Origin of the sequence: Flavobacterium azizsancarii (genome assembly GCF_027980145.1) — a bacterium.
Lineage (GTDB): Bacteria > Bacteroidota > Bacteroidia > Flavobacteriales > Flavobacteriaceae > Flavobacterium > Flavobacterium azizsancarii.
Genome location: NZ_JAMZNK010000003.1, coordinates 116,991 through 141,447 on the forward strand (window position 1 = coordinate 116,991; position 24,457 = coordinate 141,447).

At 33.2% G+C, this 24,457-nt stretch carries 23 protein-coding genes; 7 read left to right on the forward strand and 16 right to left on the reverse strand.

The annotated features are described in order from the left end of the window. Positions 1–18: 18 nt before the first annotated feature. Complete coding sequence (locus tag NJT12_RS02670; protein WP_271334390.1) at positions 19–435, reverse strand: DUF1573 domain-containing protein; 417 nt, start codon at positions 433–435, stop codon at positions 19–21. 162 nt (positions 436–597) lie between these two features. On the opposite strand from NJT12_RS02670, the gene NJT12_RS02675 reads away from it, so the two are divergent. The 3 genes from NJT12_RS02675 (at position 598) to NJT12_RS02685 (ending at position 3,656) form a co-directional block, all read left to right on the forward strand. Further along, positions 598–1,860: a sensor histidine kinase gene (locus tag NJT12_RS02675; protein WP_271334391.1), complete on the forward strand. Its 1,263-nt coding sequence runs from the start codon at positions 598–600 to the stop codon at positions 1,858–1,860. Next, positions 1,857–2,540 (forward strand): response regulator transcription factor, encoded by a 684-nt coding sequence (locus tag NJT12_RS02680; RefSeq protein ID WP_271334392.1) that lies wholly within the window; start codon positions 1,857–1,859, stop codon positions 2,538–2,540. The genes NJT12_RS02675 and NJT12_RS02680 overlap by 4 nt, the downstream gene beginning before the upstream one ends. 351 nt (positions 2,541–2,891) lie before the next feature. Next, a complete protein-coding gene (locus NJT12_RS02685; protein WP_271334393.1) occupies positions 2,892–3,656 on the forward strand; it encodes an MBL fold metallo-hydrolase in 765 nt (254 codons plus the stop codon). Here the strand turns inward: NJT12_RS02685 and NJT12_RS02690 are convergent, their stop codons facing one another. Then, positions 3,657–5,891 carry a B12-binding domain-containing radical SAM protein gene (locus tag NJT12_RS02690; protein WP_271334394.1) on the reverse strand — a complete coding sequence of 745 codons (2,235 nt, stop codon included), beginning with the start codon at positions 5,889–5,891 and terminating at the stop codon, positions 3,657–3,659. A gap of 146 nt (positions 5,892–6,037) precedes the next feature. Here NJT12_RS02690 and NJT12_RS02695 point away from each other — a divergent pair, with 146 nt between their 5' ends. Then, positions 6,038–8,608, forward strand: coding sequence for an Ig-like domain-containing protein (locus NJT12_RS02695; RefSeq protein ID WP_271334395.1), 2,571 nt, complete (start codon positions 6,038–6,040; stop codon positions 8,606–8,608). 100 nt (positions 8,609–8,708) lie between these two features. On the opposite strand, the gene NJT12_RS02700 is transcribed toward NJT12_RS02695, so the two are convergent. Then, complete coding sequence (locus NJT12_RS02700; protein WP_271334396.1) at positions 8,709–9,986, reverse strand: MFS transporter; 1,278 nt, start codon at positions 9,984–9,986, stop codon at positions 8,709–8,711. A gap of 268 nt (positions 9,987–10,254) precedes the next feature. Here NJT12_RS02700 and bshC point away from each other — a divergent pair, with 268 nt between their 5' ends. From bshC to NJT12_RS02715, 3 genes are all read left to right on the forward strand, one after another. Continuing rightward, complete coding sequence (bshC, locus tag NJT12_RS02705) at positions 10,255–11,844, forward strand: bacillithiol biosynthesis cysteine-adding enzyme BshC (protein ID WP_271334397.1); 1,590 nt, start codon at positions 10,255–10,257, stop codon at positions 11,842–11,844. Positions 11,845–12,048: 204 nt separating this feature from the next. Further along, complete coding sequence (locus tag NJT12_RS02710) at positions 12,049–13,320, forward strand: acyltransferase family protein (RefSeq protein ID WP_271334398.1); 1,272 nt, start codon at positions 12,049–12,051, stop codon at positions 13,318–13,320. A 220-nt stretch (positions 13,321–13,540) separates the two neighbouring features. After that, entirely contained in the window at positions 13,541–13,960 is a 420-nt protein-coding gene (locus NJT12_RS02715; protein WP_055095565.1) for a nucleoside-diphosphate kinase, read from the forward strand. A 74-nt stretch (positions 13,961–14,034) separates the two neighbouring features. On the opposite strand, the gene NJT12_RS02720 is transcribed toward NJT12_RS02715, so the two are convergent. From NJT12_RS02720 to NJT12_RS02780, 13 genes are all read right to left on the reverse strand, one after another. After that, positions 14,035–14,508, reverse strand: a complete 474-nt coding sequence (locus NJT12_RS02720) for a hypothetical protein (protein WP_271334399.1) — start codon at positions 14,506–14,508, stop codon at positions 14,035–14,037. Positions 14,509–14,534: 26 nt separating this feature from the next. Further along, positions 14,535–14,828: a DciA family protein gene (locus tag NJT12_RS02725; protein ID WP_271334400.1), complete on the reverse strand. Its 294-nt coding sequence runs from the start codon at positions 14,826–14,828 to the stop codon at positions 14,535–14,537. Further along, positions 14,809–15,249, reverse strand: a complete 441-nt coding sequence (locus NJT12_RS02730; RefSeq protein ID WP_271334401.1) for a lipocalin family protein — start codon at positions 15,247–15,249, stop codon at positions 14,809–14,811. Before NJT12_RS02730 ends, NJT12_RS02725 begins: the two co-directional genes overlap by 20 nt. 507 nt (positions 15,250–15,756) lie before the next feature. Then, positions 15,757–16,710, reverse strand: a complete 954-nt coding sequence (ftsY, locus tag NJT12_RS02735; protein WP_271334402.1) for a signal recognition particle-docking protein FtsY — start codon at positions 16,708–16,710, stop codon at positions 15,757–15,759. Between the two features lie 271 nt (positions 16,711–16,981). After that, positions 16,982–17,134, reverse strand: a complete 153-nt coding sequence (locus NJT12_RS02740) for a DUF4295 domain-containing protein (protein WP_072961632.1) — start codon at positions 17,132–17,134, stop codon at positions 16,982–16,984. A gap of 102 nt (positions 17,135–17,236) precedes the next feature. Then, positions 17,237–17,419, reverse strand: a complete 183-nt coding sequence (gene rpmG, locus NJT12_RS02745; protein WP_047778459.1) for a 50S ribosomal protein L33 — start codon at positions 17,417–17,419, stop codon at positions 17,237–17,239. A gap of 26 nt (positions 17,420–17,445) precedes the next feature. After that, a complete protein-coding gene (gene rpmB / locus NJT12_RS02750) occupies positions 17,446–17,682 on the reverse strand; it encodes a 50S ribosomal protein L28 (RefSeq protein WP_072961635.1) in 237 nt (78 codons plus the stop codon). Between the two features lie 71 nt (positions 17,683–17,753). Then, positions 17,754–19,007, reverse strand: a complete 1,254-nt coding sequence (locus NJT12_RS02755) for a CinA family nicotinamide mononucleotide deamidase-related protein (RefSeq protein WP_271334403.1) — start codon at positions 19,005–19,007, stop codon at positions 17,754–17,756. A 224-nt stretch (positions 19,008–19,231) separates the two neighbouring features. Continuing rightward, the gene (locus NJT12_RS02760) at positions 19,232–19,576 is read right to left on the reverse strand and encodes an Hpt domain-containing protein (RefSeq protein ID WP_127339700.1); all 345 of its coding nucleotides are present in this window, start codon (positions 19,574–19,576) and stop codon (positions 19,232–19,234) included. Further along, positions 19,576–20,187, reverse strand: a complete 612-nt coding sequence (locus NJT12_RS02765; RefSeq protein WP_271334404.1) for a fumarylacetoacetate hydrolase family protein — start codon at positions 20,185–20,187, stop codon at positions 19,576–19,578. The genes NJT12_RS02760 and NJT12_RS02765 overlap by 1 nt, the downstream gene beginning before the upstream one ends. Before the next feature lie 94 nt (positions 20,188–20,281). After that, positions 20,282–21,052, reverse strand: a complete 771-nt coding sequence (locus NJT12_RS02770; RefSeq protein WP_271334405.1) for a 3'-5' exonuclease — start codon at positions 21,050–21,052, stop codon at positions 20,282–20,284. A 216-nt stretch (positions 21,053–21,268) separates the two neighbouring features. Next, positions 21,269–22,579: a dihydrolipoamide acetyltransferase family protein gene (locus tag NJT12_RS02775; protein WP_271334406.1), complete on the reverse strand. Its 1,311-nt coding sequence runs from the start codon at positions 22,577–22,579 to the stop codon at positions 21,269–21,271. A 557-nt stretch (positions 22,580–23,136) separates the two neighbouring features. Continuing rightward, positions 23,137–24,318, reverse strand: a complete 1,182-nt coding sequence (locus tag NJT12_RS02780; protein ID WP_271334407.1) for a BamA/TamA family outer membrane protein — start codon at positions 24,316–24,318, stop codon at positions 23,137–23,139. Positions 24,319–24,457 lie beyond the last annotated feature (139 nt).

Sequence of the window (24,457 nt, forward strand, 5' to 3'; positions counted from 1 at the left end):
TATAACTAACCTTTATTTTTAGATTACTGTACCTTTTAGAGTAAGTACTTTTGGAGTACTTTCTGCACTTGTCGTAACAGTAACTGTTTTTGTAAAACCACCTTTATTGGCAGCGTTGTACGTTGCCGTTACTTTCGCTGATTTACCAGGTAAAATTGGTTCTTTTGTATAATCTGTCGCAGTACAACCGCAAGATCCCTGAACATTTGTAATCACTACTGCTGTCTTTCCTGTATTTTTAAATTCGTAAACAATCGCTTTTGGTGTTCCCTGAGGAATCTGACCTACATCGATAGTTTCTGCTTTCCATACAATTGTCGAAGCAGCAGCTTCAACCAATTTTTCTTCAGAAGTCATAGATTGTATTGGTGCAATTGCTGAAAAAGACATTAAGCTTAAAGCTAAGGCTAACATCGAAATTTTGATCATTTTCATAATTATATATTTTAATGGTTTATAGTTCTAATTTTGTTTTACAAAGGTAATTCAGACAAATCCTAATCGCTGTTAACCACTTTCAAATCTTTGTTAATGACTTGTTAATCGCCGTTTTTAAGTCTAAATTTGATTAATATTACAGTCTAAAAACCGCATTTTTTGAAAATAAATAAACTCAATAGCATTATCCTTCTGGGACTTGTAGCCATTATTAGTATATTGGTGGCACAATTGCTTTGGACTAAAGAAGCTTTTACCCTGGAACAAAAAAAACTAAGCCAGAAAGCAAACATCGCTTTGCTTGAAGTTGCCAGAAAATTATACGAAGGAAAAGATCATGAAGCATCTTGTCAGAACCCAGTTCAAAAAATTTCGAACGATTATTATATTGTAAATATTCAGAACGATTTTGAACCAGATATTTTAGAATTCTATTTGAGATCAGAGTTTAAAAAAATGAATATTACAACTGATTTTGAATACGCAGTCTACAATTGCCAAAGTGATGAAATGGTTTACGGAAAGTATATTTCGTTTTCTGAAAAAGAAAAAAAAAAAAGAACGGTTTCTTTTCCAAAGCACAAAAATTTAGTATATTACTTTGCCATTCGTTTTCCCAACGAAACGACATATTTGTTCAGTTCTATGCGCTTTTGGTTTATACTTTCGATCGCTCTAATTCTGATTTTATTGATTTACGTATATTCGATTTTTACGCTTTTACAGCAAAAAAAATACTCAGAATTGCAACGGGATTTCATCAATAATATGACGCACGAATTCAAAACACCTTTATCTTCTATTTTAATAGCTTCAAAATACCTAAGTGAACAAAACCCAATTAAAGACGATAAAAAATTGCATACGTACACGAATATTATTATCAACCAAAGTCACAAACTGAACAATCATATTGAGAAAATTTTAAATATTGCCAAATCAGATTATGCTCCTTTAGAATTAAAAAAAGAAATGGTTTTAATTGTTCCTATTATCGAAGAAACTATCGAAAATATTCAATTGAAATATCCTGAAGCTTCTATTAAAATCCAAACGCCGTCGAATGAATATCAGATAGAAACCGATGTTTTTCATTTCTCCAATCTGGTTTATAATTTATTGGACAATGCTATAAAATACTGCAACGAAAAACCGGAAATCACAATTGGAATTTCAACGGAAAATTCAATTATAAAGATGACTTTTAGTGATAACGGAATCGGAATTTCTCCCAAAAACATGTCTTTTGTATTTGATAAATTTTACCGTGCTCAAAACGAAAAAAGCAATGAGGTAAACGGTTTTGGACTTGGTTTGTATTATGTAAAAGAAATTTGCAACTTGCATAACTGGAAAATAAAAGTACAAAATAACCCCACAAACGGCATTACTATAACTTTGTCAATTCCTTATAAAAAATGAAACAATTCAAAATACTTTATACCGAAGACGATGAAACATTAGCTTTTTTGACCAAAGACAATTTGGAACAAAACAACTATGAAGTGGTGCATTGCTGCGACGGAAAACTGGGTTTGGAGACCTTTAAAAAAGAAAATTTTGACATTTGTATTTTTGATATCATGATGCCCAAAATGGATGGTTTTGAATTGGCTACTGAAATTAGGAAATTGAATACTGATATTCCGATTATTTTCCTTTCGGCTAAGACTTTAAAAGAAGACCGTATTAAAGGATTGCGATTGGGTGCCGATGATTATTTGGTAAAGCCTTTTAGTATCGAAGAATTGCTTTTGAAAATTGAAATTTTTCTAAAGCGTTCTCAGAAAAATATTCCCGTAGAAAAAAACTTTTATCAGATTGGAAAGTATCAATTTGATATTAACAATTTTATTCTTTTTAATGAAAGTGAAAAAATTAGTCTTACACAACGTGAAGCTGATTTACTAAAATTATTTCTTGATAATAAAAATTTGGTTTTAAAAAGAGAGCAGATTTTAACTTCGCTCTGGGGAACTGACGATTATTTTATGGGACGAAGCCTGGACGTTTTTATTTCGCGTTTGCGTAAAATTTTGATTAATGAAACAGGGATTTCTATAGAAAACCTTCATGGAATTGGGTTTCGGTTTACGATGTAGTTTTATTTTTTTTAGCGCATCATAAAGTAATCACAAAGATTGTCCTTCAGATTTCTATGATAAAAACTAATTTTTATTTCAACGGATTAAAATCCGTTGCTACAATATAAATCATTCCTCTGGAATTTTTTTTAAAGTTCCGATAGGAACAAAATATATTGTAGGGATGGATTTTAATCCATCATTCGCAATCAGAACCTAATCTTGTCCTTCTTAGTAACGAGGAATCTCTGCACTATTCAGTAAAACAATATCTGAAATTAAAAAATAACAATTCTGCTAAAATTAGGGAAAAATCTGTAAAACAAGTTTTAAAAACTTTCGTAATTTTAAGATATAAATTTCCTGGATATGAAATTACATCACTTACGCAATGCTACTTTAGTTATCGAAACTGAAACCGATGTTATATTGGTTGATCCCATGTTAGGAAAAAGAAAAACAATTCCACCTTTTACCCTCTTTCGTTATAAACCCAAAAGAAACCCGCTTGTCGCTTTGCCTAAAAACAGCAGGGATATTTTGAGCAGAGTCACTATTTGTCTCATTACCCATTTGCATGCTGACCATATTGATAAAGCTGGCGAAATTTTTCTAAGACGAAAAAGTATTCCTGTCGTTTGCAGCATAAAAGATGAAAATGCTTTGACAAAAAGAGGGCTAAACATCATTCAAAGCTTGAGTTATTGGGAACCACAAGATTTTTTAGGTGGTAAGATTACTGGAATTCCTGCCATTCACGGTTACGGATTTATTGCAAAACTGATGGGAAATGTGATGGGTTTTCATATTGAATTACCAAACCAAAAATCGATTTATATCAGTTCTGATACGATTTTTACAGAACATGTTCAAAAAGTTTTAATTGAATTTAAACCAGATATTGCAACAGTTGCCTGCGGAACGGCACGTTTAGATATCGGTCAGCCGTTATTGATGCGAATGAACGATATTTTGAAGTTTGCTGCATTGGCTCCTGGAAAAGTTTTCGCCAATCATTTAGAAGCCTTAAACCATTGCCCAACTACCAGAATTGAGTTAAGCGTAGCACTTTCTGTACATGATCTTCTGGATAAAGTTGACATTCCTGACGATGGAACTTGTGTGGAATATTGATTATAAAACCAATAATCCAAATTCACGTAATGTATTAATTGGTTTGGAATACCAAAACAATTCAAAGTCATCTAAACTCGTTTCAAAATCTGATTTTACTTCCTGAAAAGTATAATTCTTAGCATTCGAAATCGTGATTTTAGTTAAAATTTCAACCAGCCATTCGCCTTCTTCTTTATTGGTCTGAATATTGAAACTCTCTTTTTTATCATGAAAAGTAAAAGTCATCATTTCCCATGAATTTCCTTTTTTCGATTTTGTAAAATGTTCAGCAAAAGGTTTTCCTCCCAGCCAAACTACTTTTGCATTTGGTTTTGTATTAAAATCATTTCCTTCTTCAAGTGCATTAAAAATAAAGTCGGGATCAATTTTTGTTTTCGGTATTTTAAAATCGAACCAATCCTGTAGTTCGTAATCAAAGCAAATTCCGTGCATGAAATTAAAGAGCGATTTCTTTAATCCAAAACTAAATTTATCATGATTGATTCCTGTAGAATCTGTATAGTCGATATCATTATTGGCAAAAGTACCAATGACTTCAGTCTTTTTTGTAACGCCAAATTTCTCCGGATACAATCCAACGGGACTATGAGCTGTCATCGCAAACTGATGCCAAAATCCGGATTGTAAAATTCCTGCTTCAAACAATTGGCGTACCATTTCCAGACTGTCAACGGTTTCCTGAATCGTTTGTGTTGGATATCCATACATCAAATAGGCGTGAACCATAATACCGGCTTCCGTGAAATTTCGGGTCACTTTTGCGACTTGTTCTACCGTTACACCTTTGTCTATTAATTTTAATAAACGATCAGAAGCTACTTCCAGACCGCCTGAAACGGCAATACATCCGGAAGCTTTTAACAACAAACAAAGATCTTTAGAAAAACTTTTCTCAAATCGAATGTTTGTCCACCAGGTTACGGCTAGTTTTCGGCGTAGAATTTCTAAAGCCAAAGCGCGCATCAAAGCCGGAGGAGCTGCTTCATCTACAAAATGAAAACCATTCTGACCCGTTTGCAGCATCATATCTTCCATACGATCACACAACAAATTGGCAGCAACAGGCTCATATACTTTGATATAATCTAATGAAATATCACAAAAGGTACATTTACCCCAGTAACAGCCGTGTGCCATGGTGAGTTTATTCCAACGTCCATCGCTCCACATTCTGTGCATCGGATTCACGATTTCGATTACCGAAATGTATTTATCCAAAGACAAATCTGAATAATCAGGCGTTCCTACGTAAGCTTGTTTGTAATCATGTTTTAAGGAATTGTTTTTATACACCACTTTTCCGTCTTCCAGAAGAAAGGTTCTTTTGTATTGCTTCTCTTCTTTCGACTCCGCTCGGGAAGACAAATTTTGAACAAGTTCTTCTATTGGAACTTCACCATCGTCTAAAGTTATAAAATCGAAGAACTCAAAAACACGTGCATCCGAAAGGGAACGCAATTCGGTATTTGGGAAACCTCCGCCCATCGAAATCTTAATTTCGGGATGATGTTGTTTAATCCATTGAGCACAACGAAAAGCGCTATATAAATTCCCGGGAAAGGGAACAGAAATCAGAAAAAATGTAGGTTGAATCGTTTCAATCTTCGCTTTTAAAATCGAAATTAGAATTGCATCGATATAAGTTGGTTCTTGTTGTAAAGCTTGGTACAATTCATCAAAAGAATTAGCACTTCGGCCCAAACGTTCAGCATATCGGCTAAAACCAAAATTTTCGTCGACACATTCAACAATATAATCGGAGATATCTTCAAGGTACAAAGTCGCCAAATGTTTTGCTTTATCCTGAGTTCCCATAGTTCCAAAAGCCCAATCGAGTTCTTCTAATTGTGCAAAACGAGAAGCTTCCGGCAGAAAATCTTCCTGACAAATTTGCAAAGCCAATGTTGGATTTTTCCCCTGCAAAAACTGAATTACAGCATCAATCGTTTTGACATATTCATCTTGTAAAGCAAAAATACGTTTGGAGTTATCTGAAACTTCATCCCTCGACTCCGCGCGGGAGGACACGTTTTCAAAAAGGCCCTGAGAATAAAGAAACAAATCTATCAATCCTTTTTTCGAAAACAACTCCAAAATCACATCAATACCCAAATCAGCCTGAACCGCTTCGATATTTTTGGTATTCAGAAATCCTTTTATATACGCTGTCGCCGGATACGGAGTATTCAGTTGGGTAAAAGGCGGCGTAACAACAAAAAGTTTGGTTTTCAAAAGGAATTATTTTTTTTGCAAAAATACGGCATATTTAGTGAATTTTCAGGAAAAGATTCAAGTTCTAGTTTTAGTTTTATTTTGTAGATATTTAATTACATTTGCGAGAATCCAAATTTTAGTCATATATATTACGATAACTATCAATGAATAGAATTACAATTACCTTATTTACTTTTTTTCTATTTTTTAATTTGAATCTATATTCACAAACTACACTAACTCATAATATTGGAAATGCTGTGATCCAGAATTCTATGTATTCTTGTAGTTGGGGAGGTATTTGCTGGGCGAGAAAATTTGTACTTTCAGATTTTGGAATCAAGTCTAATCAAAACTTCATAATTAATACTGGCGAAGTTGGTCTGTTTTATTCCGTTAATTGGGATACCAATCTACAATTCAATATTTATGCTATTGATTCAAACTTTCCGAGCTCTTTTTCTGAGTCAAATTTAATAGGAAGTAGTCAAATTGTTAAACTTCCAATGAGTAGTAATAACACCCAAATCATTACTGTAAATTTTGAAAATCCAATAATCGTACCCGCTGGTACTCAAGAAATATTAGTTGAAGTTTTTCAATTACACAGCACAAATAGTGAAGCACATGCATTTGTAGCCGGTACAGCTGAAGATAATGATTTTTCATGGTTTAGGTCTAAAAAGGGCGGATGTCCTCCGTATAATGAATATAAAACAACATTATCTTTAAATCGTCCAGATGCAAAATTTTACATTACTGTCAATGGAGAAGCAATAGATGATACTCCTTTTACCATAACTGTCAATAAAGATTGTAATGGACTTCAAAAACAATTCTCGTTAGTAAATAGCCTTGACATAAAAAGCGTTGTCTGGAATTTTGGAGATATAAATTCTAATACTGAAAATACAAGTACTTTAATTAATCCAACCCATACATTTTCTTCAGCCGACCAATACGAAGTTACCGCAACATTTACCGACATGCTGGGACAAATATATAATAGAACAAAGATAATTAACGTTAAATCATCGCCCATTGCCAATAAAGTTACAACTCTTTCCGCTTGTGAAAATACCTACCCAAGTGGCACTGCATCGTTTAATACATCTGATATTCAATCTGAACTCCTTGGGAATCAAACCGGAATGACAGTATCTTATTTTGATGCGAATGGTAATCCTTTCCAAAGTCCATTACCAAATCCTCTTCAAAGTAAAACTGCAATAATTAATGCAAGAGTGGCTCAAGCAGACAACCTAAATTGTTATAGTGAAACTACATTTAATTTAATAGTTAATCCTCTTAAAATACCAATTACCTCTTCGCTACAATCATTTTGCAATCCCATTAATGTAGATTTAGATGATATTTCTATAACAGGCCAGAATATAAAATGGTATAATAGTGCAACTTCCGGAATACTCTTACCAAATACAACTGCACTACAAAATGATGTAACGTATTACGCATCACAGACTATTAAAGGCTGCGAAAGCGAAAGAGTACCTGTGACAACAAAAATTCACAATACTTTACCACCAACAGCAGATACTAATCAACCTTTTTGTTCAGCCCAAAATGCAACTGTTGCCAACATTCAAGTTACAGGGAATTCTACAAAATGGTATGATGCATTAACGAACGGTTTATTATTACAAGAAACAACTAATCTTGAAGATGGAAAAACGTACTATGCTTCCCAAACTATAAATAATTGCGAAAGCCCTAGATTAGGAGTTACAGTTTCAATTGTAAACACACCATCTCCCCCAACTGGAAATGCAAATCAGCAATTTTGTAAAAGTGAGAATGCAACATTAAACGACATTCAAATAATTGGGCAAAACACAAAATGGTACGATACTGATTTCTCTGCGGCCAGTTTACCAAATACAACCTTACTAGAAGACAATAGAACATATTATGCTTCGCAAACAATTGGTTGCGAAGGTGACAGAACTCCTTTTTTAATCCGAGTTTATGATACTCCAATGCCAGGCGGAAGCGCTAATAAACAATTTTGTATAGACGAAATTGCAACTTTGGAAAATATAAATTTAACCGGAACAGCAATTAAATGGTACGATTCTCCGACAAATGGTAATATTTTATCCGAAACCACTTTATTACAAAATGGTATTTATTACGGTACACAAACATTAAACAATTGCGAAAGTAAAAGATTGGCTGTTACAGTAAAAATTCAGGATACTCAAAATCCAATTGCTGATTCACCTCAAACATTCTGTATTCAAAAAAATGCTTCAATAAAAAGCATCAACATTACAGGACAAAATATAAAATGGTATCAAAGCACATCTTCAAATATCACATTATCTGAAGCAGTAACTCTCGAAAACGGAATTACTTATTATGCTTTACAAACCATAAATAATTGCGAAAGCAACAGAATACCTGTTACTATTACTATTCTTGAAGCAACACAAGGAGATTGTATTAATTTTGTTGACGAACTTCCTTTTCCCAAATTTTTCACTCCAAACAACGATGGTTATAATGATACCTGGACAATAGATTTTGCGTATTTGAAACCTAATACAGGAATCAAAATATTTAATCGTTATGGAAAATTCATCAAAGAATTAAGTACTAATACTTCATGGGATGGAAATTATCTGGGCAGTCAGGAACCTGCATCAGATTATTGGTTTACTGCAACAAGATTAAACGGAAAAGAATATAGAGGGCATTTTAGTCTGAAGAGATAGATTTAAATTACAAAGTCCACAATCATGATACTTATTATCATGATTGTGGACTTTGTGTAAATCTTTTGTTTCCGATAAATATCGGATTACGATTAAACTTTTAAAACTTATGTTCTTCTTTGCTAATCACCAAAAATGAAAACAAAGAGATACAGGCTGCAATTGTTAAATATATCCCTACATAACTTACACTATAAGTAGAGGCTAACCAAATAGCAATCATTGGCGCAAAAGCAGCACCAAGAATTCCAGCCATATTAAAAGTCAAGGACGCACCGGAATAACGAACATTTGTTGGAAACAGCTCTGATAAAAAAGTTCCTAAAGGTCCATATGTGAATCCCATTAAAGCCATTCCGATACAGGCAAAAATGGTCACCAGAACAATGTTACCGGAACTTAAAAAGTATGAAAAGAAAAATCCAAAAATCCCGATTGCTACAGTTGCTATAATTAGCATTTTACGTCGGCCAATTTTATCTGCAACTACTGCCGAAACCGGAATAAAGATGGCAAAAAACAATACTGAAAATAATTGTATTAACAATCCGTCTCTTTTAACAATTCCTAAATCTGAAGTCGCCCAACTCAACGTAAAAACAGTCATTAAGTAAAAAACCAAAAAAGTTGTAATCGCGGCAAATGTTCCAAAAATCAATTGATTTTTATATGATTTGACAAGTACTAAAAAAGGAATTTTAACTTCTTCCTGTTCTTTTTTAGAATTTTCGAAAGAGGGAGTTTCAGTAATTTTTGTTCGAATATAAAACCCTATTACTACCAAAAGCGAACTGGCAATAAAGGGAATTCTCCATCCGTAATCCATAAAATCTTCATTACTCATTGAATCAGTCAAGAATAAAAAAGTTCCTCCTGAAAGTAATAATCCTATTGGAGCTCCCAATTGCGGAAACATTCCGTACCAGGCACGTTTGTTTGGCGGTGCATTTTCGATAGCCAATAAAACAGCTCCTCCCCACTCGCCTCCCAACCCTACACCTTGCCCAAATCGACACAGCATCAATAATAATGGAGCTGCAACACCAATACTGGCATAACTTGGCAAAAATCCAATGGCAACAGTCGAAATCCCCATCGTTAACAAAGCGGCAACGAGAGTGAACTTACGTCCTATTTTATCACCATAATGTCCAAAAAAGGCTGAACCTAAAGGACGCGATAAAAAAGCTATTGAAAAAGTAGCCAAAGATTCCAGAGTCGCCATAGTCGCATTAGAACCAGGAAAAAATAATTGCGGAAAAACCAATACTGCAGCATTGGCATAAATATAAAAATCAAAAAATTCAATTGTAGTTCCAATTAAGGAACCAAAAAGAACATGTTTTAATGAGTTCTTCTTTTTCGGGTTAGTTTCCATGTAAAATAGATATATCTTTTTTTATTGCAAAAATATAATTTCGTTATTAATAATTCACCATTATCATAAATAGTTTCAAAATAACAATCTTTTTTAACAACTATCATAAAAACTACACTTTTTAAACTGCATCCTATTTCAATTTTAAACAGCTGATTACAGGAACTTTAAAATAAAAGTAAAAAATCAAATCATAAGCAATAGTTAAAACTGAATTTAACTGCATATTTTCATTAAATTTACAGCTGTCAAAAATAAATTTAAAATTATGCCAACAGACTGTATCAGCTACCAAACTTCAGGATATTTCTCTAAATTGATGCAAGATTATTTAGATCAAAAACCAGAATTAAAGCCGCTGTACAATCATTTTCCAACATCGGAAAACTTTGAAAAACAAATCATTGAGAAACAAGCAAACTTCGATAATCAAAATCGAATGCCCTTGGTTGAAACTCTAAAAAAACAATACCAGCATATTGAAGTCTCTGATGCAACGAAACAAAACATAGAGCTTCTAGCGCTTCCAAATACGTTTACCATAACGACTGGGCACCAATTAAATTTATTTAGCGGTCCGTTGTATTTCTTATATAAAATTATTTCGACGATTAATCTGACGAAGGAATTAAAATTAAAATATCCGGCGAATAATTTTGTTCCGGTATATTGGATGGCGACAGAAGATCATGATTTTGAAGAAATCAATTACTTTAATTTTAAAGGAAAGAAATTTCGTTGGAATAAAGAAAGCACAGGTCCTGTTGGCAGACTTTCTACTGAAGGTTTAGCTGATTTTCTGGAAATTTATGCTGCGGAACTGGGATCAAGCACTAATGCTAATGTTATTAAAAAATTATTTGAAGAAGCTTATTTAAAACATGAAAACTTAGCAGATGCAACGCGCTTTTTAGCCAATAGTTTATTTGCTAACTATGGTTTAGTGATTTTAGATGCTGATGATGCAAATTTAAAACGTGCATTTATTCCTTATATCAAAGAAGAATTAGAACAACAAACTTCTTTCAAGGCGGTTCAGAAAACGATAGAACAACTTGCTGCTTATACCGTTCAGGTAAATCCGCGTGAAATTAATTTATTTTATATCGAAGATGACTTACGTGAACGCATTATTTTTGAGAATAACAAATACTTCGTTAACAATACCAAAATCTCATTTTCGAAAGACGAAATTCTAAAATTGCTAGAAAACAATCCTGAGAAATTCAGTCCAAACGTGATTATGCGTCCGTTGTACCAGGAGATTATTTTACCCAATTTATGCTATATTGGCGGAGGTGGAGAAATTGCCTATTGGCTAGAATTAAAATCTTTCTTCGAAGCCGTAAACATTACTTTCCCGATGCTTCTTGTTCGTAACTCAGTACTTTTAGCTACTGAAAAACAAGTTAAAAAAGCCGATAACCTAGGTTTAAGCTGGGCAGATCTTTTTACAAAACCAGCGAATTTAATCAATGCAATCACGCACAAATTATCTGCTTTCCCAATTGATTTAACACCTCAAAAAGAAGCATTAGAAAAACAATTTGAATATCTTTACGTATTGGCACAACAAACGGACAAGTCATTTACCGGAGCAGTCAAAGCGCAGGAAGTCAAACAAAAGAAAGGTTTAGACAATCTTGAGAAAAGATTATTGAAAGCTCAAAAACGAAAATTAGAAAACGAATTACAACGCGTAACAGATTTGCAATTCGAGTTATTCCCGAATCAAAGTTTACAGGAACGCCAAACTAATTTTTCTGAATTTTATTTAGAAAAAGGCGAACAATTGATTCCGCTTTTAATTCAAAAGTTAAAACCATTAGAAGCGAATTTTAATATAATTACAATATAAATATCGAAAAAAAACCGCGATTAATTACACGAATATTAATTCTCATGAATAAAAATTAGTGGAATTCGTGACAAAAAAACAATCCGTTTAACGGTAAAATAAAGTAATAATCCTCAGAAACAAATAACCACCTCTTCTGAAATTATTGCCTCTCTAAACCAAATAGTAACATTTAAAACAAAAATTAACCTATTTACCAAAATTATGACCAGAGAGCGCTTGATATCTTTAGATGTCTTTAGAGGATTAACCATTTTACTAATGACAATTGTAAATAATCCCGGAGACTGGGGACATGTTTACGGACCTTTATTACATTCAGAATGGCATGGCTGCACGCCAACCGATTTAGTTTTTCCGTTTTTTATCTTTATTATGGGAGTGGCAGTACCACTGGCAATGCCTGATAAATTTTATGACGGAAGCACTTTCAACAAAATTTTAGTTCGCTCTCTGCGAATGCTTTGTTTGGGGATTTTCTTTAACTTTTTTGGAAAAATACAGCTATTCGGTCTTGAAGGAATTCCACTTTTAATTGGCCGATTAATTATTACCATTGCTGTTGGTTACGCTTTAATGGGAAGTTTTAGTTCAAAAGTCAAAAACATACTGGCATTTTCAATTCTCGCTATTTATCTTTTTTTGGCATATAGCGGTATCGAAGCCTATCACGATGTGCGTTTACCGGGAGTTTTACAACGAATTGCAATTGTTTATTTTGTTGTTTCGCTTTTGTATCTTAAAACATCTCAAAAAACTCAAATTATAACCGGAATTATTTTATTACTGGGATATTGGGCAATAATGACATTAATTCCTGTTCCCGGAATTGGAGCCGCAAATCTTGACAAAGGAACTAATTTAGCTTCCTGGCTTGATAGCGTTTTACTAAAAGGACATATGTATCGCGGCACTATCACCTGGGATCCTGAAGGTATTTTAAGCACATTTCCGTCGATCGTAAACGGAATAATTGGTTTATTGATTGGACAACTTTTACAAACTGATGCAATCAAAATCCAAAAAGCTCAAAAAATGGGTATTATCGGTACGATACTTATCTTTTTTGGTTTAATCTGGGATCTCGTATTCCCAATAAACAAATCACTTTGGACAAGCAGCTATGTTCTATACACTACAGGATTAGCAACCGTATTTCTAACTATCCTATATTACATCATTGATATTACTAACTACCAAAAAGGTTTCAAACCATTCCTGATCTGGGGAGTAAATCCTATGATTGTTTTCTTTACCTCACAGATTATTCCGCAGGCATTAGTGATGATTGAATTTCAAAACCCACATAATCCTTTAGAAAAAATCAATCTTTTAAATTATTTATATACTTTCGGAATCGCCCCATTTTTCAGTAATCCAATGGCAGCCTCTTTAGCCGGAGCTTTAATTTATGTGGGGATCTGGACTTTTATCTTGTGGATATTCTACAAAAACAAATTAATTTTCAAAGTCTAAATGTTTCATCACATAAGCAATATAAGTTCATTTTAGAAAACAGCTAAAGTTCGGTACTGTTTTTCTACACAAAGCTATTTAAATGAACTTATATTACTTTTATGGTTCAAAAAACATCTTTCATTGGTCAAAACATTATTCTACCGTGTTTTAATTACGAATTAATTAAAATCAATTCATAAAAAAAGTATACTTTTGCACAAAATTTAATAAATATACAATGGCAACAAATAGAACGTTTACAATGATTAAGCCAGATGCAGTTCAAAACGGACACATCGGAAATATCTTAGCAATGATTACTAATGGAGGATTTAAAATCGTTTCATTAAAATTAACTCAATTAACTGTAGCTGATGCTAAAGCATTTTACGCAGTTCACGCAGAAAGACCTTTCTACGGAGAATTAGTTGAATTCATGTCTCGTGGACCAATTGTTGCTGCTATTTTAGAAAAAGACAACGCTGTAGAAGATTTCAGAACTTTAATTGGAGCTACAAATCCAGCTGAAGCTGCTGAAGGAACTATTCGTAAAGCATACGCAACTTCTATTGGAGAAAATGCAGTACACGGTTCTGATAGCGATGAAAATGCTGCTATCGAAGGTGCATTCCATTTTGCTGGAAGAGAGCAATTCTAAATTTCAGATTTCTGAATTTAGATTTTAGATTACACAATAAAAAAATCCCGTTCGACAAGTTGAACGGGATTTTTTTATGAATTTTTTAAAAAGTCAGAAATATTATCATGTCCTTTTATTTCACCTAAATCATTCAAATTTTCTTTTAAAACTAATTTTAAATCATTAAAATTACTTAGGTAATAACTACAAATACAAACAACTCTTTTTCCTTTTTCAAGAATAAAAACAGACTGCTCAGAAACACCAAGTTTTCCACTTTCGAATAAAACCACAAAACCATCTAATTTGCTAAAGTCATAAGCTATAGACCTACCTAACCCATAATAACGCTTAACTATTATATTGTTTTTTTCAATAATTACTTTATGAACCCTGGTTCTCACTAAAGCAAACCAAAAATAAACAATAATCATAAATACTACTAAAGGAAAAGCTACACTTTCTTGTGGAGAAATAACATAAATGTAAATAGCCAAAAATGGCAAAATACTTAAAATTGAAATTAACAAAATTGGTGAAATTTTAAACTGAGAATTTACAATCATGACAATTTAAACGTTCTATTAAACACTTATCTCAAAACCACATCCGTCACCACTTCACGCCCCAACTCTTCATTAATCATTTTCACGATCTTAGTTTTTCCGTGACTCAATTCCTCTCTTAAAACCGCTGATGACAACTCTACATATAATGTACTACCTTTCAAAACCACGTTTCTTGTATACGTATTAACACCATTCCCCATCAATTGTCTCCAGGCCTCCTTTACATCAATCTGGTCCATTCCTGCCCCTAATTTATTCACCTGGATAATCTGTTGCAAAACAGCCCCAATCGTTTGATTATTTAGTCTTTTTGCCATCTCCTAATAAATTTATTGCTGCTGCTTTTTTATAATGATACTCTTTTTTTTGCTGATTTTTCACCACCAGTTTCTCGTCTGAAATCGAAATCAATTCCTCACTCCACTTTGCATAATCTGTTTTATAATCCAGAAAAACCTGCTCACCCTTAAATCGAACCGAAACATTTTCAAAAGAATCACTCGTTAAAAAAGTTCCGTCAAATTGTGGCATTACCTTCTTTCTGATTCCTTTGTTATTTTTAATATCAAAATAATCAAAACTCTCATTCATTTTGTAATCCTTCTCTTCACCCTTATCAAAAACCACTTTTTCGATTTCCCAATAACCATTTAATTTCGCAATATCAGCCGGTTTAATTTCCTGTTTGCAACTTACAAAGAAGAGTGACACAACCAAAATTATAAAAGTTTTTTTCATAGTATAAAAATATATTAAATTCAAAACTGTTCTTTTGAACAATTCTGATAATTAAAAGTATAAAAATTAGGAGCTATTCCTGCTGTACGCTATATCTTTTCCTGGCTAAAGAATCCAGAAAAAGGATATCGCTTCCATCAGGGCTAAGGCTTCGGTTTTCAAAAGAATATTTAGTAATGCAAAGTTAACTTTATAAAATTCAAAAGAAATAAAAATTCCAGAAAACAAAAATAAGATCACCATCAAGTTATAAACATTATTAAAAAAATCAACAATGCAATTTGACGCAATCTTAAAGAAGAAAAATTTACTGCTATTACTCTATCGCTTCGTACGCAATCTTTTCAGAATTCCCATAAAAAAGAATATTAAACCTAAAACCAATAAAACGTAGTAGAAGGACAAAGCTTGATCTCTGATTACATTTGCTAAAACGAAACAAATAACGCTTGCAAAATAAAAAGTAAGAGGCGTTATATTTTTTAAAGAAGAAAAACTCATTATAAACTATTTAAAAAAACTATCTACAAATTCATATTTATTAAAGACCTGTAAGTCTTCGATTCCTTCACCAACACCAATATATTTTACAGGAATCTGAAACTGATCTGAAATACCAATTACAACCCCACCTTTTGCAGTTCCGTCTAATTTAGTCACAGCAAGGCAAGTTACTTCAGTTGCAGCAGTAAATTGTTTGGCTTGTTCAAAAGCATTTTGACCAGTAGAACCGTCTAAAACCAAAAGTACATCATGAGGCGCATCAGCAACAACTTTTTGCATAACACGTTTTACTTTGGTAAGCTCATTCATCAAATTGACTTTGTTGTGCAAACGTCCGGCAGTATCTATAATAACAATATCGGCATTTTGAGCCACAGCTGACTGTAAGGTATCAAAAGCAACAGATGCAGGATCACTCCCCATATTCTGTCTCACAATTGGCACATCTACACGATCTGCCCAAACTTGCAGCTGATCGATAGCAGCAGCACGAAAAGTATCGGCAGCTCCTAATACAACTTTATAACCTGCTTTTTTAAACTGATAAGCCAGTTTACCAATTGTAGTAGTTTTTCCAACTCCGTTTACACCAACCACCATTAAAACATATGGCTTTTTATCTTTTGGGATATCAAATTCAGTTGCTTCTCCAGTATTGGTTTCAGATAACAGAGCACCAATTTCTTCACGCAGAATCTGGTTTAATTCGTCTGTACCTAAGTATTTGTCTTCAGCAACACGTTTTTCTATTCTTGAGATTATTTTCAGCGTTGTATTTACACCAACATCTGACGCTACCAGAATTTCTTCCAGATTATCTAAAACATCGTCATCGACTTTAGATTTTCCGGCAACGGCTTTACTTAACTTTGAGAAAAAAGTAGTTTTTGATTTTTCAAGACCTTTGTCCAAAGTCTCTTTTTTATCAGTAGAGAATAATTTTTTAAAAAAACTCATTTTTATAGGTTGTTAGTTTTTTAGACTATCCGATTCTTTGACAATCTAAATAATCCTAATTTTTATAGAGGTCCAATTGTTTTATATGATTCTAAAAGCATTCACATCTTTTCGTTTCCACTACAGCGGAACAGTAAAGATATAGAGGATAGTAAGAATTATAGCTTAAAAAATTGCCAATTGTTATATTTCTATAAAATTTTAGACAAATATAAAAAATAAAAAAGCTACTTCCGAATGAAAGTAGCTTTTCTATATACTGTAATTGTTATTATTTCTTTTTCAAGAAAGTATCAACTTCTTCAGGAGCCATAATAGATTCTACGAATGTATATGCACCAGTTTTAGGAGATTTCACCATTTTGATGGCTTTTGATAATCTCTTAGAAGCTGTTTGTAACGATGCTACGGTTTTCTTTGCCATGATTTAAATGTTATTGAAATTCAATAAATCTTCAAATGCTACTAGTATTACAAGTATTACTTAATAATCAACATTTAAGATTGTATTAAAATCTCTAAATTATTACTTAATTTCTTTGTGAACAGTTACACGTTTCAAGATTGGATTAAATTTCTTAATCTCTAATCTGTCTGGTGTGTTTTTTTTGTTCTTAGTTGTTATGTATCTTGAAGTACCTGAAACACCAGAAGTCTTGTGCTCTGTACATTCTAAAATTACCTGGATTCTATTACCTTTCTTTGCCATCTTGCTATATATTTATTTAGGAAAGATTATTTGATAAATCCTTGTGACTGCGCTTTTTTCAAAACAGCAGAAATTCCATTTTTATTAATTGTTTTTATCGTAGATGCTGCTACTCTAAGAGTAATCCATCTATCTTCTTCTGGAAGATAAAAACGCTTTTTAACTAAGTTTACAGAAAATTTTCTCTTAGTTTTGTTCATAGCGTGAGAAACGTTATTTCCTACCATCGCTCTTTTACCTGTAAGGTCACAAACTCTTGACATTATACTTATCTTTTATCGTTATTCAAAATCAGGGTGCAAAGAAAAGAAAAATAAACGATTGAAACAAAAAATTATAGCACATTTTTTAAAATTTCTTTCTGTAATATTTCTAAACTCTTAATCACGGCTCTATCTATCACTTTTTCACGTGGTTGGCCAAAATTAAATTCTTCAACAATTATACCATCCGGAGTAGCCAAAGCAATAAAAACTGCTCCAATTTCAGCATTTGAGTCACCTTTTGTCGGTCCGGCGTTCCCGGTTGTAGCAATTGCATAGTCAGTTTTAAGTATCTCTTTCACATTCAAAGCCATAGCCGAGGCAACCTCTGCACTAACTACAGAAAATTGATCGATTAAATCCTGTGAGACCCCGAGAACATTAACCTTCACCTCTGTTGCATACGAAACTATACTGCCCTTAAAGTAGTTAGAAGCGCCGGGAACAGCTGACATAATCGAAGCTATTTTTCCTCCCGTAAAACTTTCAGCAGTTGCAATGGTTTTATTTTGCTTTGTAAGAATTTTACCAACTACAGATTCAATTGTTTCATTTTCCTCATACCCTACTATAATATCATGAATGATAGCATCTAATGATTTTACATTCTCCTCTATTGCAGCTTCAAGCAGTTCTTTATTTATTCCTCTGGCTGACAAACGCAGGCGAACTCTTCCTGGATTGGGCAAATAAGCCAACTTAATAAATTCAGGCAAATTATTCTCCCAGTCTTCAATACGTTCTGCCACTAGGCTCTCGCCCTGACCATATGTCAAAATAGTTTTATGAATGATATAAGGGCGTTTGTACTCCCGAACTATCTTAGGAACAATCTCTTCTTCGACTAAATATTTCATTTCATACGGAACTCCCGGAAGCGATATAAATACCGTATTCTCTTTCTTCATCCACATTCCCGGCGCTGTTCCCATTTTGTTGTGCAAAACGGTACATTTTGACGGAACTAATGCCTGATCTTTATTTAATTGTGAAATTGGCCGTTTATAAAAACCTTCAATCAATTCTGTCACGTGTGCAAGAACTTCCGTATTAACGACTAATTCATCATCAAAATAATCGCAGAAAGTTTTCTTAGTAACATCATCCTTCGTTGGCCCTAAACCACCTGTTATAATTACCACATCGACTTTGTTTTGCAGTTGCGCAAATGTGTCTAAAATGTGTTTTTTGTCATCGCTTATCGAAATCATTTCATGAACCTCAACACCGATCCGGTCAAGTGACTTGGCGATAAAACCAGAATTTGTATCTACAATCTGACCTATTAAAATTTCGTCTCCAATAGTAATGATAGTTGCTTTCATAGCTGTGGAATATTTTTACTTACTTATTGTAAGTTGTTATTACATAGTAGGTTGTTGTCCGCAATGATTTTGCGTGAGGGGTAGTAGCGATATCCTTTTATATAAAGGACATACATTGTTTAAACTAAAATTTCAGGGATAAAAGATACAGATCCCGAACTAAAGTACCGAATCTGTTTTTGACCTAAATTAAAAAAGATCAAAAACAGAGACATACCAAAATCTTATAGGTCAAAGTCTTTTTTAATTTCTTTGATTGCGTCCTTTACTTGTATCTTAATACTTTTAAAGGTCTCAATAATTTCTTTTTTCTTGCCTTCGGCCTTTGTCCAGGCTTCGACTTGCAGAATTTCTTCAAAAGCCACATTTAAACCCATTAAGTCTAATGTGGGTTTTATTTTGTGCGCGTAAGAATAAGCATATTTATGATCTTTTTTCTTAATTCCTTCTTTGATTTGTTTTAAATCCTCGGGAACTTCGGTAACAAATAACTTAAGAATTTCGTTTACAAATTCCGGATCATTGTCTGAAAGCGCATATACTTTCGAAAGGTTGTATTTTAAAGCCATTATTTTACTTGTATTCTGAATAATTTTTTATCTTCTAAAAAGCCTTCTAAAACATCATTTGGTTTAACCGCAGCAACACCTTCAGGAGTTCCTGTAAAAATAATATCTCCAATTTTTAAAGTGAAAAATTGCGATACATAAGAAACAAGCTCATCAATCTTCCAAAGCATAAAGCTTGTATTTCCTTTTTGAACTGTTTCAGAATTATTTGTTAACTCAAATGTAAGATTTTCCATCGAAACAAAATCAGTTTTTGGTAAAAACTCTCCAATTACTGCTGAGCCGTCAAAAGCTTTTGCTTTTTCCCAAGGCAATCCTTTTGCTTTTAGTTTGTCCTGTAAATCTCTGGCTGTAAAGTCAATACCTACACTAATTTCATCATAATATTTATGAGCAAATTTAGGTTCGATATACTTCCCTACCTTATTAATTTTAACAATTATTTCTATTTCGTGATGAATCTCTTCAGAAAATTCCGGAATTACAAACGGATGCTGCTTTAACAAAACTGCTGAATCCGGTTTCATAAAAACCACAGGTTCTGTTGGGCGCTCGTTTTTTAACTCCTCAATATGATTGGTATAATTTCTACCGATACAGATTATTTTCATTCTTTTTTGAGTTACTAAGTTACTAAGCTACTAAGGCCTTAAGAAACTATGTAAAAAAAACTTAGCAACTCAGAGCCTTAAGAACTTAGTCTCTTTATTTCGTATTTAACTTTCTTAATTTAATTGCCGTTAAAACTTTTTTGGTATACAAAGGAAAATCAGCGTTTTGAATCCAACTGAAATAGCCAGGCTCGGTTTCAAGGATTTTATCGACTTTGGCACCTTTGTGTTTTCCGAAGGTAAAGACTTCTTCGTTATCCTTATCAAAAGCAATCATTCCGGCAAAATCAGCGATTTTTTTACGGGTTGTAAATTCAGACAATGATTTCATATCATTCTCTAAATCCGGATAACGATCTAATTGTGCTTTTAGAATTTCATAGGTCGCCATTGTATCTGCTTCTGCAGAATGGGCATTTTCAAGACTTTTTCCGCAATAAAATTTCAATGCAGCACTTAAAGTACGTTCTTCCATTTTATGAAAGATAGTCTGCACATCTACAGAAACTTTATTTTTCATATCAAAATCAACTCCCGCGCGAAGCAATTCTTCTGCCAATAACGGAATATCAAAACGATCTGAATTAAAACCTCCCAAATCACTGTCCTTAATCATAGTATGAACTTGCATTGCCAGTTCTGCAAAAGTAGGCTCGTTGGCCACTTTTTCATCTGTAATACCATGAACCGCGGTTGTTTGTGCCGGAATTGGAATCGTGGGATTCACTAACCAGGTTTTACTTTCTTTATTTCCGTTTGGAAAAACTTTGAATATCGAAATTTCTACAATTCGATCTTTTCCGATGTCAATTCCAGTTGTTTCAAGATCAAAAAAGCAAATTGGTTTGTTCAGTTTCAGTTCCATTTTTTAATTTTATAAGATTACAAATGTAATTTTTAAAGCGGAATTTCCTCTTTTATTCTTGATTTTTTTAAACAAAAAAGGGCTCAAATTTGCGATTTTAACTTTTAAATTCATTCTGAAAGAAAGCTCTTGTTCATTTCCTAACCTTTTCTTACAAACAAAAAAACCCGGAAAATCACTAAAATCTTCCGGGTTTCGAATTTATTTTTATGTGATTTAAAAATCTCTGTCTATATCAAAAGCTTCTAAATACTCTGCTACTCTTTTTACAAAGCTTCCTCCTAACGCTCCATCTACAACTCTGTGATCGTAAGAGTGTGACAAGAACATTTTTTGACGGATTCCGATAAAATCACCTTCCGGAGTCTCTATAACCGCAGGCACTTTACGAATTGCACCAAGAGCAAGGATTCCCACTTGAGGCTGATTGATAATTGGAGTTCCAAAAACACTGCCAAAAGTACCTACGTTAGTTACCGTATAAGTTCCACCTTGAGTATCGTCCGGTTTTAGTTTTCCTGCTTTAGCACGATTTCCTAAATCGTTAACCGCTTTTGCCATTCCAACAAGATTCAACTGATCAGCATTTTTAATTACCGGAACAATTAAATTTCCGTTTGGTAAAGCCGCAGCCATTCCTAAATTTATATTTTTCTTTTTGATGATATATTCACCATCAACGGAGATATTCATTCCCGGAAAATCTTTTAATGCTTTTGCAACCGCCTCCATCATAATTGGCGTAAAAGTCAACTTCTCACCTTCCCTTTTCTCGAAAGCGGTTTTAACTTTTTCTCTCCATTTTACAATATTCGTTACGTCAACCTCAATAAAGGATTGTACGTGAGCCGAAGTTTGTATTGAAGCCATCATATATCCTGCAATCAACTTTCTCATTCTGTCCATTTCGATGATTTCATCACCACCATTTACAGAAATCGGAACTGCTTGTTGACTTTTCTGAACCGGAGCAGCTATTGGTTGTGCTTTTGGAGCAGCAACAACGGCTTTTGGAGTTTCGACACCCGATTTACGAGTTTCAATATATTTTAGAATATCTTCTTTTGTGACACGTCCGTCTTTTCCTGAACCAGCAATATTTTCTAATTCAGCAACAGAAATACCTTCTTCTTTTGCAATATTTTTTACTAACGGAGAAAAGAATTTATCAGATGCAGAAAAATCCTGTGCAGATGAAACTGACTCTTTTACAACTTCGATTGTTTGTTCAATGACCGCGGCTTCTGCAGGAGCAGCAACTTCAGCTTTTGCAGCTGGTGCGTCACCTTCTGTTTCAATAATCGCAATAGTTTGTCCTACCTGAACTAAATCATCTTTACCAAATAATTGCTCAACTAAAACTCCTGATACTTCACTTGGCACTTCACTGTCAACCTTATCAGTTGCAATTTCAAGTACAGCTTCATCAGCTTCAATTTTATCTCCCACTTCTTTCAACCAGTTGGTAATAGTTGCTTCAGCGACACTCTCTCCCATTTTAGGAAGTTTCAATTCAAATCTTGCCATATTGTTAACCTAAAAGGTGATTTTGATTTTCAGATTGCGAAATTACTGAATATTATAAATATAAATTACATTTAATATAATTTTTTACTCAATTTTTACAATTTGCCCCCTATCATTTCGTGAATTGCTTCCAATAATAAAATTTATGTTTTTGGGGAAAATCTTAAAAGTAACGTTCTTATCTTTAAGAGTTTTTATGATTTTGACACATTTTTCGAATGAAACATACTGATTATCCAAAATAATCCCAACCCTTTTGCCCTTAAAAATCAGGGACGAATTTACCATTTTTTCTTTTTTTAAATTCATAAACACCACTTTATTTTTCGAAATAAAGGGCAATTTTTCAGACAAAATTCTATTTGCAGCGTAAAAAGCAATACTTTCCGCTTAAGGTTTTGCTTTTATTTTAACCTGAAACATTTTCATAAAAGAGAAAAAATAATTTCCGATTTGAATAAAAAATACAAAGCTTTCTGAGTAATGCAATTTTATAATTACCCGTAATTACCGTAAAATGAAGGAATTGTTTTTGTTTTTGTTTTTTTTTTGCAGAGCTAAAAATTCTCAGCCAAACCTAATCGCAATGACCAATCGTTTTTACTAACCCCAAAATCCAAGACCAGATTACTATTATTTTGTTTGTTCCATTTAATACGTAATCCGGTTCCGACAGCGGGATTCCATTTTTTAAAATCATAAGTATCTAATTTAGAAACCGAAGAAATATTGGTAAAAAACACAGCCCCTAAAAAACCATTTTTAGTAATATCTGTCCTGTATTCTGTTTCAAAATAAATTAATGCATTGCTGCGGAATCTATTTCTGGTAAAACCCCGACCTGTTTTTCCGTCGCGATCCCAACCAATACTTGGCAAATCGAGATAATGAGGTTTTCCGCCAAAAGTAGACCAGTAAAAAGCTCTGTATGCTAGAACCCTGTGCTTGTATTTATTAAACGAATGATATTTTCGGGCATCAAAATAAATCGATTTCCATTTTTCACCATTTACTCCACTTGTATTAATTCTGTAATCTGCTTCGACATATAAGCCTTGTTCAGGATTTACGTTGTTTTTTCTCGAATCGTATAATCCTTGTATAGCAACCCCAAAAGAAGTTTCATCAGAGAAATCCCCATTCATATATTTTGAGTAATCAGTTTGATCCTCTACATAAGATTGCTCAGAAATATTTTGATAACTATCGAACAACAAACCAAGTCCCAATCTAAAATCGCCAATAATTTTTCGGGTTGCAAATTGATAAAACCGCCATTGCTGATAATCCAGAATCGACATTTCCTTATCTGTATTATGTCCGCCTAATCCATAAGTTGGCTGAGGATAAATCATATACCGATAATCTCCAATAAAATTCCAATTATTGTCTTTTGTGTAAATATAAGATTGAACAGGAAAAACATATTGTTTGGTAAAACTAAAATAAGGCGAAAAAGAAATCTGGGACATTTTGGTAGTATTACTGTCACCAAGATAAAATGTAGTTAAAAATGAAACTACCAATCCGGCATTTTTATTCGCATCGATAGGAACCGGAAGCAAAGAAAAAACCACTTTTTTATCGGGATTCATTCGAAGCGAATCATTTTTATGAAAAAGTTTATACAGAACATCTAAAATATCCTTTTTATTATTTGCAACTGAATCGTTTTGCGAATAACAAAATGGTGACAGGAAAAAGAAAAACAAAACAATTACGGATTTTACTTTTTTCATTTCGTAAGCTTTTCAACAACAACTTCTTACAAATTTAAACTTAAATTTAAAACGGAAGCTAATTTTATAAATAATAAAAAAGAAAACTATAACAGATTGCAAAAAAGCATATTTTTGGTTTTGAATAATGATACCATTT

Coding starts and splice junctions, on each gene's coding strand:
- NJT12_RS02670 (WP_271334390.1), bottom strand. CDS start 435: ATGAAAATGATCAAAATTTCGATGTTAGCCTTAGCTTTAAGCTTAATG.
- NJT12_RS02680 (WP_271334392.1), top strand. CDS start 1,857: ATGAAACAATTCAAAATACTTTATACCGAAGACGATGAAACATTAGCT.
- NJT12_RS02685 (WP_271334393.1), top strand. CDS start 2,892: ATGAAATTACATCACTTACGCAATGCTACTTTAGTTATCGAAACTGAA.
- NJT12_RS02695 (WP_271334395.1), top strand. CDS start 6,038: ATGAATAGAATTACAATTACCTTATTTACTTTTTTTCTATTTTTTAAT.
- NJT12_RS02700 (WP_271334396.1), bottom strand. CDS start 9,986: ATGGAAACTAACCCGAAAAAGAAGAACTCATTAAAACATGTTCTTTTT.
- bshC (WP_271334397.1), top strand. CDS start 10,255: ATGCCAACAGACTGTATCAGCTACCAAACTTCAGGATATTTCTCTAAA.
- NJT12_RS02710 (WP_271334398.1), top strand. CDS start 12,049: ATGACCAGAGAGCGCTTGATATCTTTAGATGTCTTTAGAGGATTAACC.
- NJT12_RS02715 (WP_055095565.1), top strand. CDS start 13,541: ATGGCAACAAATAGAACGTTTACAATGATTAAGCCAGATGCAGTTCAA.
- NJT12_RS02720 (WP_271334399.1), bottom strand. CDS start 14,508: ATGATTGTAAATTCTCAGTTTAAAATTTCACCAATTTTGTTAATTTCA.
- NJT12_RS02725 (WP_271334400.1), bottom strand. CDS start 14,828: ATGGCAAAAAGACTAAATAATCAAACGATTGGGGCTGTTTTGCAACAG.
- NJT12_RS02730 (WP_271334401.1), bottom strand. CDS start 15,249: ATGAAAAAAACTTTTATAATTTTGGTTGTGTCACTCTTCTTTGTAAGT.
- ftsY (WP_271334402.1), bottom strand. CDS start 16,710: ATGAGTTTTTTTAAAAAATTATTCTCTACTGATAAAAAAGAGACTTTG.
- NJT12_RS02740 (WP_072961632.1), bottom strand. CDS start 17,134: ATGGCAAAGAAAACCGTAGCATCGTTACAAACAGCTTCTAAGAGATTA.
- rpmG (WP_047778459.1), bottom strand. CDS start 17,419: ATGGCAAAGAAAGGTAATAGAATCCAGGTAATTTTAGAATGTACAGAG.
- rpmB (WP_072961635.1), bottom strand. CDS start 17,682: ATGTCAAGAGTTTGTGACCTTACAGGTAAAAGAGCGATGGTAGGAAAT.
- NJT12_RS02755 (WP_271334403.1), bottom strand. CDS start 19,007: ATGAAAGCAACTATCATTACTATTGGAGACGAAATTTTAATAGGTCAG.
- NJT12_RS02760 (WP_127339700.1), bottom strand. CDS start 19,576: ATGGCTTTAAAATACAACCTTTCGAAAGTATATGCGCTTTCAGACAAT.
- NJT12_RS02765 (WP_271334404.1), bottom strand. CDS start 20,187: ATGAAAATAATCTGTATCGGTAGAAATTATACCAATCATATTGAGGAG.
- NJT12_RS02770 (WP_271334405.1), bottom strand. CDS start 21,052: ATGGAACTGAAACTGAACAAACCAATTTGCTTTTTTGATCTTGAAACA.
- NJT12_RS02775 (WP_271334406.1), bottom strand. CDS start 22,579: ATGGCAAGATTTGAATTGAAACTTCCTAAAATGGGAGAGAGTGTCGCT.
- NJT12_RS02780 (WP_271334407.1), bottom strand. CDS start 24,318: ATGAAAAAAGTAAAATCCGTAATTGTTTTGTTTTTCTTTTTCCTGTCA.